Source organism: Mesorhizobium sp. M1A.F.Ca.ET.072.01.1.1, from assembly GCF_004023325.1.
Lineage (GTDB): Bacteria > Pseudomonadota > Alphaproteobacteria > Rhizobiales > Rhizobiaceae > Mesorhizobium.
Window position 1 is genome coordinate 1 of the sequence record NZ_RZSF01000270.1, and the last position, 9,422, is coordinate 9,422.

At 64.2% G+C, this 9,422-nt stretch carries 9 protein-coding genes and 1 pseudogene; 2 read left to right on the forward strand and 8 right to left on the reverse strand.

All coding sequences use genetic code 11. The features are described 5' to 3' along the window. Positions 1-723: endonuclease/exonuclease/phosphatase family protein (locus EOA32_RS27920; protein WP_128373431.1), on the forward strand; the 723-nt coding region annotated here is incomplete at its 5' end. Between the two features lie 7 nt (positions 724-730). Then, positions 731-1,576 (forward strand): EamA family transporter, encoded by an 846-nt coding sequence (locus EOA32_RS27925; RefSeq protein WP_128373432.1) that lies wholly within the window; start codon positions 731-733, stop codon positions 1,574-1,576. Here EOA32_RS27925 and EOA32_RS27930 read toward each other — a convergent pair. The 8 genes and pseudogenes from EOA32_RS27930 to EOA32_RS27965 all read right to left on the reverse strand — a co-directional run. Further along, positions 1,563-2,816, reverse strand: a complete 1,254-nt coding sequence (locus EOA32_RS27930; RefSeq protein WP_095778825.1) for an MFS transporter — start codon at positions 2,814-2,816, stop codon at positions 1,563-1,565. The genes EOA32_RS27925 and EOA32_RS27930 overlap by 14 nt on opposite strands. A 74-nt stretch (positions 2,817-2,890) precedes the next feature. Beyond that, the gene (locus EOA32_RS27935) at positions 2,891-3,208 is read right to left on the reverse strand and encodes a Dabb family protein (RefSeq protein ID WP_067002558.1); all 318 of its coding nucleotides are present in this window, start codon (positions 3,206-3,208) and stop codon (positions 2,891-2,893) included. A 10-nt stretch (positions 3,209-3,218) separates the two neighbouring features. Continuing rightward, positions 3,219-4,847, reverse strand: coding sequence for a GMC family oxidoreductase N-terminal domain-containing protein (locus EOA32_RS27940; RefSeq protein WP_095778827.1), 1,629 nt, complete (start codon positions 4,845-4,847; stop codon positions 3,219-3,221). 12 nt (positions 4,848-4,859) lie between these two features. Then, a complete protein-coding gene (locus EOA32_RS27945; RefSeq protein ID WP_128373433.1) occupies positions 4,860-5,621 on the reverse strand; it encodes a 3-ketoacyl-ACP reductase in 762 nt (253 codons plus the stop codon). Next, a complete protein-coding gene (locus EOA32_RS27950) occupies positions 5,618-7,120 on the reverse strand; it encodes a GMC family oxidoreductase (RefSeq protein ID WP_128373434.1) in 1,503 nt (500 codons plus the stop codon). Before EOA32_RS27950 ends, EOA32_RS27945 begins: the two co-directional genes overlap by 4 nt. A gap of 106 nt (positions 7,121-7,226) precedes the next feature. Then, a complete protein-coding gene (locus EOA32_RS27955; RefSeq protein WP_067002551.1) occupies positions 7,227-8,342 on the reverse strand; it encodes an ABC transporter ATP-binding protein in 1,116 nt (371 codons plus the stop codon). A gap of 23 nt (positions 8,343-8,365) precedes the next feature. Next, entirely contained in the window at positions 8,366-9,310 is a 945-nt protein-coding gene (locus tag EOA32_RS27960) for a carbohydrate ABC transporter permease (protein ID WP_067325882.1), read from the reverse strand. After that, positions 9,307-9,422: pseudogene (locus tag EOA32_RS27965) on the reverse strand (sugar ABC transporter permease); the annotation flags it as partial. The gene EOA32_RS27960 and the pseudogene EOA32_RS27965, both read right to left, overlap by 4 nt.

A 9,422-nucleotide genomic window follows, 5' to 3' on the forward strand; every position in this document is an offset into this window, starting at 1 on the left:
GGTCCGGCCTTCGACATGGACGCCAGCGAGAAGCGTGATGGGCGCATCGTCAACCGCCGCAGGCAGTTCGGCACGATGCTTCTGTCGAAGCTGCCGATCGTCTGGTCGCGGCTGCATGCGCTGCCGCTGCGCCGCACGCTCAAGCCCCTCAACACGCGCACCGCCGCACTGGAGTGCATGATCCGGACGCCGGCGGGATCCGTGCGGGTCTTCTCGCTGCATCTTGCCCATATCGCGGCCGAAGAGCGGCTGGAGCAGATCGACTATCTGCTCGCCGAACAGCGCCGCTCGCCGTCCGATGGCGGTCCCTGGAGCGGCGCCGATGACGAGCCGCAGCGCAACTGGGCGAATGGCGAGCCGGAGCCGGAAAACCCGCTGGCGGCGATCTGGCTCGGCGATTTCAACATGGAGCCGGGAAGTGCGGAATACCGGCGCATCGTCGGCAGCACGCCCTATCATCGCGGCGCCGTCTATATCGACGGGTTCGTCGATGCCGCAGCCGTCGCCGCCAAGCCGGTGGTGGACTTCCACACGCATGAAAAGATCATCGAGGGCAGGCTGGCGAAACGCCGGCTCGATCATTGCTTCGTTGGCGGCATGCTGGCCGGGCGGGTGCGTTCCGTGAGCGCCGATATCGGCGAAGTGGCCTCCGACCATTTCCCGCTCAGGGTCGATATCGATCTGGAAACGCCAGGCATCGCCGCTGGGCTTGCAGGCGGGTGAGGCGGGCATGACGCTTTTCGTCTTCCTCGCGGTGCTGTCGGCGGCCGCCATGCACGCGATCTGGAACGCGCTGGTCAAGGTGCACCTCGACCGCTTCCTGTCGATCACCTTGATGACGCTCGGCATGGGGGCTGCGGCGCTGCTGGCGCTGCCTTTCGTTGAAGTGCCGAAAGCCGAGGTCTGGCCATTCATCCTCGCCTCGGTCTTCTTCCATATGGGCTACCGGACGTTTCTGATCGGCGCTTACAAGGCAGGCGATTTCGCTCAGACCTATCCGCTGGCGCGCGGTACCGCACCGCTGCTCTCCGCGCTCGGCGGCATCGTTCTGCTCGGAGAGGTACCGGCGCCACTCTCCATCTTCGGCATCGTGCTTCTGTCGGCAGGTACGCTGATCATGTCGTTTCGCGGCGGCGTGCATCTTGAACGGTTCAATCTGCGCGCCGTCAGCTTCGCGCTCGGCACATCGATCTTCATTGCCAGCTACACGCTGTCGGACGGCAGCGGCGCGCGGCTGGCGGCAACCGCGCAAAGCTATGCGGCCTGGCTGTTCGTCTGCGATGCCCTCTGGGCGCTGGTGCTGTGCATCGCCTTTCGCGGGCCACAGTCGCTGCCCCTGCTGGCGCGGGACTGGAAAGCGGGCCTCTTCACCGGCGTGCTCAGCGGCGCCGCCTACTGGATCGTGATGTGGGCGATGACCAAGGCGCCGATCGCCTCGGTTGCGTCGCTGCGCGAGACCTCGATCTTATTCGCCATGCTGATCTCGGTGCTGGCGCTGGGCGAGAAGATGACGGCATGGCGCGCCGCCGCGGCGCTGGGCATCGTCGCGGGCGTGGTCGCGCTCAGACTGGGCTGACTTCCCGGTCGATCACGGTCATGACCTCGCCACGCTTCTCGGGGCTGAAGCGGATGACGACGATGATGCAGACGGCGACCACGCCGGCAAACAATGCCAGCGCATAGCCATAGCTGCCTCCCGGCGCTTCGGCGATGCCGGCCTGATACGGGCCGCCATAGGAGGCCGCCAGATTGCCGGCCTGGTAGATGAAGCCAGGCAAGGTCGCCCGCACGGAGCCCGGCGATAGCTCGTTGAGATGCACCGGAATGACGCCCCAGGCGCCTTGCACCGCCACCTGCATGATGAAGGCGCCGAGCGCCAGCATGAACGGCGTCGTCGTATAGGCCCAGAGCGGAATAGCCGGCAGAGCAATGACGCAGGCGAGCGTGATGGCGTTTACACGGCCGATTTTTTCCGACAGCGCGCCGAACGCCAGGCCGCCGACAATGGCGCCGATATTGGCGACGATGGTGATCCAGCTCACCGTGTGCGGATCGAAGCCGTGCTGCTTCTTCAGGAAGGTCGGGTAGAGGTCCTGCGTGCCATGGCTGAAGAAGTTGAAGAACATCATCAGCACCACGGCATAGAGCGCGATGCCCCAGTGCTTCTGCAGCGTTACGAGGAGGCCTGGCCGCGCCTGCGCCCGGCCTGAGACGAAGGCGGGCGATTCAGGCACGTGCGAGCGGATGAAGAGCACGATCAGCGCCGGTACGAAGCTCAGCAGGAACATGGCGCGCCAGCCGAAGGTGAAATCGCCGATCTTCTGGCCGTAGAGCAGCCCATAGACAACTGCCGCCAGCAGATATCCCGCCGGATAGCCGCATTGCAGGATGCCCGAAACCATGCCGCGGGCGCTGGGCGGAATGGATTCCATGGCGAGCGAGCTGCCAAGGCCCCATTCGCCGCCCATCGCGATGCCGAACAGCGCCCGAAGGGCCAGGAATATGCCGAGATTGGGCGAGAAGGCGGCCAGCGCCCCGATCACCGAATAGCTGACGATGTTGAGCATCAGCAGCGGTTTGCGCCCATATCTGTCGGCCAGCATGCCGAACAGGAACGCGCCGATGAATCGCGTGGCCAAGGTCAGGAACAGCGCCTTGGAGACCGCCGGGACATCGGTGTGGAATTCAGCGGCGATATCGGTGAGCAGGAATGTCAGAAGGAAGAAATCAAAAGCGTCGAGCGTCCAGCCCAGGAAAGATGCGAGTACGGTTTTCTTCTGCTCCGAGGTGAGACTCAAATCGCTGCTCCTTTGCATCCGCGAAAGGAACGATATGTTCCATGCAGTGCAAAAGAGAACGGGTTATTTGCCGGTTTCCGATCAACCGGCGGTCACATTTCCGTAAACTCCAAGTCGAGGACCATCAGCCCGTCGGTGCCCCCTTCGAGCGCGGCTACCAGGCGAGCGCCGGCGCGCTGATGCGCCTCGTGCGCCAGATAGGCGTCGCGGGCGGCAGCATCGCGGAAATCGATGGTAAAGCCATGGCCGAAACCGCGCGCGAACGGCTCCGGGCTGACATTGGCGCTGAAATGAACCTTGCCCATGCCGTCGATGGCCGGGCGCAGCGCTTCGAGATCGGCGTGAATCGCGGCGCGCTCGGCGGCGGAGGTGCCGTCGCCAAAGCGGACAAAGACGCAGTGGCGGATCATTGTTCTCCCCTCAAGCCGCCTTATTGCCCTTGAACACGGCCGGCGGCAGCGGCTCGCGTCCGAGGATCAGATCGGCGCCCTTCTCGCCGACCATGATGGTCGGCGCATTGGTGTTGGAGGAGGGGACACGCGGCATCACCGACGCGTCGCAGACCCGCAGGCCGTCGATGCCGCGCAGCCTGAGATCGGGCGTCACCACAGCCATCGCATCATGTCCCATGCGGCAGGTGCCGACGGGATGGTGATCGGTCTTGGACGCGCGGCAGGCATAGTCGAAGAGGTCGGCGTCGCTTTGCAGCGCAGGGCCGGGCAGCACCTCGCGCAGCACAAAAGGCTGCAGCGCCTTCTGCCGCATGATCTCCCGCGCCAGCCGCAGTCCCTTGATCGACATGTCGCGATCGTAGGAATCGGACCAGTAGTTCGGGTCGATCAGCGGATGATCGACGGGGTCGGCGCTCTTCAATCGCACCGTACCGCGCGAGCGCGGGCGCAGGAAGGCGGAGTTCAGCGTCACGCCGGGATTGTTCAGCTTCTCGACCCCGGCCTCGATGCCGGAGCCGAGACCGAGATGGAACTGGATGTCGGGCGAGGCGGCGGTCGGATCGGCGTACCAGAAGCCGCCGGTCTCGAACAGGCTGGAGGCGACGGGGCCCTTCTTCAAAAGCACGTATTGCAGGCCGGCCCACATCGTGCGGTGCAGCTTGGCATAGTTGTCATAGGTGTGGTCGCCGGTGCATTCGGCGATCACGAACAGGTCGAGATGGTCCTGCATGTTGGAGCCGACGCCGGGCAGGTCATGGACCGGCGTGACGCCGACCGACTTCAGATGATCGGCCGGGCCAATGCCGGATTGCATCAAGAGCTTTGGCGAGCCGATGGCGCCGGAGGAGATGATCACCTCGCGTTCCGCGCGCAGGATCGTCTTCTCTCCGCCCGGCCTGTCGACGATCTCGACGCCGATGGCGCGGCCTTTCTCGACGACGACGCGGGTGACGAGTACATCGGTCCTGACCGTCAGGTTCTTGCGGGCGCGGATAGGCTTCAGATAAGCGACCGAGGCGGAGGAGCGCCGCGCGTCCTTCTGGGTGAGCTGGTAATAGCCGACGCCTTCCTGGCTGGCGCCGTTGAAATCCGGATTGAAGGGGATTCCCATCTCCTGGCCGGCGCGGAAATAGGCCTCGCAGATCGGCAGCGGCGAGATCGGGTTGGAAACGCCGAGCGGCCCCTGGTCGCCGTGATAATCGTTGGCGAAGCGCTGGTTGTTCTCGGCGCGCTTGAAATAGGGCAGCACATCGCGATAGCCCCAGCCGGCCAAGCCCTCTTCCTTCTCCCAGGCGTCATAGTCGCGGGCGTTGCCGCGCGTGTAGATCTGGGCGTTGATCGACGAGCCGCCGCCGACAACCTTGGCTTGGGTGTACCAGAAGACGCGGTCCTTCATGTGCTTCTGCGGCACCGTCGACCAGCCCCAGGAAGCGATGCCCTTGGTCATCTTGGCGAAGCCTGCCGGCATGTGGATCAGCGGGTGCCAATCCTTGCCGCCCGCTTCGAGCAACAGGACTGAATTGGTCGGCTCCTCGCTCAGTCGGTTGGCCAGCACGCAACCGGCCGGTCCGGCGCCAACGATGATGTAGTCAGCCATGGTTCCACTCACTCACAGACGAGGCACGGAGAGCGCGCCGTCGACATCGATGACCGATCCGGTTGCAAAGCCGAATTTTCCGCTGGCAAGTGCGGCCACCACAGCGCCGATATCGGCGCCCTCGCCCCAGCGTTTGGCCGGCACCAACCCGCCGTCTATCAACGCGTCATATTTGGCGGATACGCCTGCCGTCATGTCGGTGCGAATGATGCCCGGCCGCACCTCGAACACGCCGATGTTTTCCGCGGCGAGCCGCAGCGCCAGGTTCTTCACCCACATCGAAAGCCCTGCCTTTGAGATGCAGTAGTCGGCGCGCTCCGGCGAGGCCATTGTCGCGCTGACCGAGGTGATGGTGACGATCGACCTCGCTAAGCTGGCGGGTGTCGCCAGCATCGCCCTGGCGACGGCCTGGCTGAGGAACACCGTGCCGCGCAGATTGATATTTAGCGCGTGGTCGAAATTATCAGGCTTCAATTCCAGAAGGTCGCCGCGCACGACGGCGCCTATGCCGGCGTTGTTGACGAGGCAATCGATGCTGCCGAAGGCGTCCACCGCCGCCGCGACCAGTTTTGGATGGCCAGCGAGATCAGCGATGTCACAGCTGGCATAGGCGAATTTCGCGCCGCGCGCGGCGATGCTTTCGGCAAGTCCATCGGCCGGCTTGTCCGCAAGGTCGGCAACAAGAATATCGAAGCCGGCATCGGCCAGCGCCTCGGCGCAGGCAAGGCCGATGCCGCGCGCGCCGCCGGTGACGATGGCTGCCGGGCGGGTCATGCCGCGAGCTCCGTCTTGCGGATATGATCTGCCACGCGAAGCGCCTGGGCTGCGATCGACAGCGCCGGATTGACCGCCGCCGAGGTCGGCAGGAAGCCGGCGTCCACGACGAACAGGTTCTTATGGTCGTAAGCACGACAGAACGTATCGAGTGGCGCCGTCGCGGGGTCGTTGCCCATGCGCACCGTGCCGCACTGGTGCGAGGGCGTGCGCTTGTCGAACGGGCGCGACAGCACGATCGGGTAACCGCAGGCGCGGAAGTTTTCGCGCATCACCGTGGTCAGGCCTTCCAGCGACTGCATGTTGGAGCGCCGCCACTGCATGACGATCTCCTTGCCGTCGACCAGGATGCGGCTTTCAGGATCGGGCAGGTCCTCGCACATCAGGTACCAGTCGACGGCGTGGCCGGCCATGAAATCGAGCGCGAATCTTGGCGCCAGCTTCACATTGGCCCGCAGCATGTTGCCGTCGATCTTGCCGAGCAGTTGCACGTTGCCGAGTGGTTTACCGCCCTTGCCGCCCGACAGATAATAGTCGTTGAGCATCAGCGTCTTCTGGTAGACGGCGTCGTTGCGGCGGCGCGGGTCGATCGCCAGCATCGCGCTCGAATTGTGGTTCATGAAATTGCGGCCGACCTGGTCGGAACTGTTGGCGAGGCCTTTGCCGTTTGTCGAGGGCGAGCGCAGCAGGATGACGGCGGAGTTGATCGCGCCGGCCGATAGGATGACCAGCTTCGGCGAGAGCGTCCTTTGCGCGCCGTTCTGCGTGTAATGAATGGCGGCAATCGATTTGCCGTCCGGCGAGGCCTCGAGCCAGTCGACATGGGCGCCGGTTTCGAGCTTGATGTTCTTGTCATTGAGCGCAGCCGCCAGAGGCCCGGTCTGGGCGTCGACCTTGCCTTGGCCGGTGTTCGGAAAAGCATCCCAGCCGGTCTTGCCCTCCTTCAGCCAGGCTTCGATGTCGACGCCGAGCGGCAGCGAGGCAGGATGCAGGCCGAGGCCTTTGAGTTCGGCGCGGGCACGCGCGATCGAAGGTTCGTCGGGCACCGGCTTGAAGGCATAGGGAACCGAATGGAACGGCTCGGTCGGATCCTCGCCGAGCGCGCCGCGCACCCGGAAAAGCTGCTCGGCCTTCGAATACCAGGGTTCGAACTCGTCATAGGAAAACGGCCAGGCCGGCGAGACACCGCCGAAATGCTCCAGCTCGGAGAAATCCTCCTTGCGGTAGCGGATCAGCACCGCGCCGAAAAATTTCGAGTTGCCGCCGATATAATAGTAATTGCCGGGGTTGAACGTGGCGCCGCCGGCCTCGCGCCACATCTCCTTCGGCCGGTAATGCCCGTCGACGAAGATCGAGCGCGTCGAGCGCGCATGCGGCGTCGCAGGCAGCGGTTCACCGCGCTCCAGGATCAGGATCGAGGCGCCGCTGCCGGCCAAGCCGGAGGCGATCGTGGCGCCGCCGATGCCGGAGCCGATGATGACGATATCCGGATTTGTCATGGTCTAAAGCGCGTCGTGTTTGAACTGACGGGGACCACGCGCTTTAGATCTTTGTCTTGACGCATGTCGCTGCCCCAAAACCGGATCCACTTTTGGGCGACATGCATCAGAGAATGCGCTTCTCGGTCGCCGGATCGAAGAACACCGCCTTGCTGAGATTGAAGGCCAGCGGCGTGCTGGTGCCGGGCTGGATCCTGGCGTCGGCGCGCAGCCGCGCCACCACGCCCTTGCCGCCGAGATTGGTGACGGCGAACGTGTCCGATCCCGCCGGCTCGACCACTTCGATGTGGCAGTCGGCGGTGGCGATTTCGGATCCGTTGCGCTCGGCGCCTTCTGGATCGGTCAGCGCTTCCGGGCGCACGCCGAAGATGACCGGCTTGTCCTTGAAGGCCGCAAGGCCGGTCGGCGCGCCGGGCAGCGACAGCGTGATCGGTTGGCGGGCCTCACGATCGAGAACAACGGAAAGCCCGCTGCCATTGGCGCCGATCTTGGCCGGGATCAGGTTCATCGCCGGCGAGCCCATGAAATCGGCGACGAAGACATTGGTCGGGTTGTTGTAGACTTCGGCCGGCGTGCCGAACTGCTGTACCTCGCCATCGCGCATCACGGCGATCTTGGTCGCCAGCGTCATCGCCTCGATCTGGTCGTGGGTGACATAGACGATCGTGGTGCCGGTCGTGGCGTGCAAGCGCTTGATCTCGATGCGCATGTCGACGCGCAGCTTGGCGTCGAGGTTGGAAAGCGGCTCGTCGAACAGGAAGAGTTTCGGGTCGCGCACCAGCGCCCGGCCCATGGCGACGCGCTGGCGCTGGCCGCCGGAAAGCTGGCTGGGCTTGCGGTTGAGCAGGTGACCGATCTGCAGGATCTTTGCCACCTTGTCGATCGCCGCCTGGCGCTCCGCCGCCGGCACGCCGCGCATCTCCATGCCGAAGGCGATGTTTCCGGCAACCGTCATGTTCGGATAGAGCGCGTAGCTCTGGAAAACCATGGCGATGTCGCGCTTCGAGGGATGCAAATCGTTGATCGCGCGGCCGTCGACGCGGATCTGGCCCTCGGTGATGGTTTCCAGCCCGGCAATGGTGTTGAGCAGGGTGGACTTGCCGCAGCCGGACGGGCCGACCAGCACCAGGAAGCCGCCCTTTTCGAGCTCGACATCGATGCCCTTCAGGATCTCGACATTCCCGAAGCGCTTCTTCAGCCCATCAATTTCCAGAAAAGCCATGGTCGTTCCTTCAGAAAATAGGGTCAGCCCTTGACCGCGCCGGCCATCAGCCCGCGCACGAAATAGCGGCCGGCGACGACATAGACGATAAGGGTGGGGAGCGCGGCAATCATCGCCGCGGCCATGTTGACGTTGTATTCGACGACGCCGGTCGAGGTGTTGACGACATTGTTGAGCGCCACCGTCATCGGCATCACGTCGCCGGTGCCGGCGTAAGCGGAAGCGAACAGGAAGTCGTTCCAGATGTTGGTGAACTGGTAGATGACGGTGACGACGAAGATCGGCATCGAGTTGGGCAGCATGATGCGGCGGAAGATCTGGAAGAACGAGGCGCCGTCGACCTGCGCCGCCTTCACCAGTTCGGTCGGAAAGGCCTCGTAATAGTTGCGGAAGAACAGGGTGGTGAAGCCGAGGCCGTAGACCACATGGACGAAGGCCAGGTTGACCGTCGAGTTGCCGAGGCCGAAGTTGAACCCCGTCGCGTTCTGCAGGCTGGCGCCGAAGCGGCCGATGCTGCCGAGGATGGTCGCCATTGGCAAGAGCACCGACTGGAACGGAATGAAGCAGGCGAACAGCATCATCGCGAAGACCAGCGTATGGCCGCGGAAGCGCCATTTGGTCAGCACATAGCCGTTGAGCGCGCCGAGCAGCGTCGAGATCAGCACCGCCGGCACCACCATCTTGATGGAGTTCCAGAAGTAGCCCTTGATCCCGGCGCAGGTGAGACCGACGCAGGTTTCGCCCCAGGCCTTGAACCATGGCGCGATGGTCGGCGACTGCGGCAGCGCCAGCATGTTGCCGTTCTGGATCTCGTCCATGGTCTTGAACGAGGTGACCAGCATGACGAAGAGCGGCATCAGGTAGAACAGCGCGAACAGCGCAAGCAGTCCGTAGATGACGATGCGGTTGATTGTCCTGGCGCTGACGCCGCTCGATGCCTGGCTGGCCGGTGAGGTGACGGCGCTCATCGCGGCTTCTCCCTGAGCTCGGAATAGAGATAAGGCACGATGATCGCGGTCAGCGTCATCAGCATGATCACCGCGCTCGCCGAGCCCACCGCCATCTCGTTGCGCTTGAAGG

Bases quoted from the DNA above. Each gene is read 5' to 3' on its own strand.
- EOA32_RS27925 (WP_128373432.1), top strand. From the start codon at position 731: ATGACGCTTTTCGTCTTCCTCGCGGTGCTGTCGGCGGCCGCCATGCAC.
- EOA32_RS27930 (WP_095778825.1), bottom strand. From the start codon at position 2,816: ATGCAAAGGAGCAGCGATTTGAGTCTCACCTCGGAGCAGAAGAAAACC.
- EOA32_RS27935 (WP_067002558.1), bottom strand. From the start codon at position 3,208: ATGATCCGCCACTGCGTCTTTGTCCGCTTTGGCGACGGCACCTCCGCC.
- EOA32_RS27940 (WP_095778827.1), bottom strand. From the start codon at position 4,847: ATGGCTGACTACATCATCGTTGGCGCCGGACCGGCCGGTTGCGTGCTG.
- EOA32_RS27945 (WP_128373433.1), bottom strand. From the start codon at position 5,621: ATGACCCGCCCGGCAGCCATCGTCACCGGCGGCGCGCGCGGCATCGGC.
- EOA32_RS27950 (WP_128373434.1), bottom strand. From the start codon at position 7,120: ATGACAAATCCGGATATCGTCATCATCGGCTCCGGCATCGGCGGCGCC.
- EOA32_RS27955 (WP_067002551.1), bottom strand. From the start codon at position 8,342: ATGGCTTTTCTGGAAATTGATGGGCTGAAGAAGCGCTTCGGGAATGTC.
- EOA32_RS27960 (WP_067325882.1), bottom strand. From the start codon at position 9,310: ATGAGCGCCGTCACCTCACCGGCCAGCCAGGCATCGAGCGGCGTCAGC.